The 241-nt window shown below is 28.2% G+C and carries 1 protein-coding gene; it reads left to right on the top strand.

Translation table 11 applies throughout. From position 1 onward, the window contains the following. A partial coding sequence (locus SB717_RS39080; protein ID WP_410908655.1) for a PRD domain-containing protein occupies positions 1 to 241 on the top strand: 241 nt, incomplete at both ends.

Raw genomic sequence — 241 nt, 5'->3', positions numbered from 1 at the left:
CATTCGTTCAATTATATTAAAGTATATTGAAGGCGGAACAATATATTTATCTGATATAGAAATTGATAATTTAGTCATTCATATTGCAATCGCATTAAAGCGTTGTCAAAGTCAACATTATATGAAAGAACTGCATGCGGAGCAATCAGAACTTATAATAAAGAAAGAATATACAATTGCGAAGCAGATTTTAGGAGATTTAGAGAAAGAGTTAAAATTTTTATTTCCAGAAGAAGAAGTA

It is taken from the genome of Priestia sp. SIMBA_032 (genome assembly GCF_046535215.1).
Lineage (GTDB): Bacteria > Bacillota > Bacilli > Bacillales > Bacillaceae_H > Priestia > Priestia aryabhattai.
Note: the sequence above shows the minus strand (reverse complement) of the source record. Positions and strands in the feature narration are given on the sequence as shown.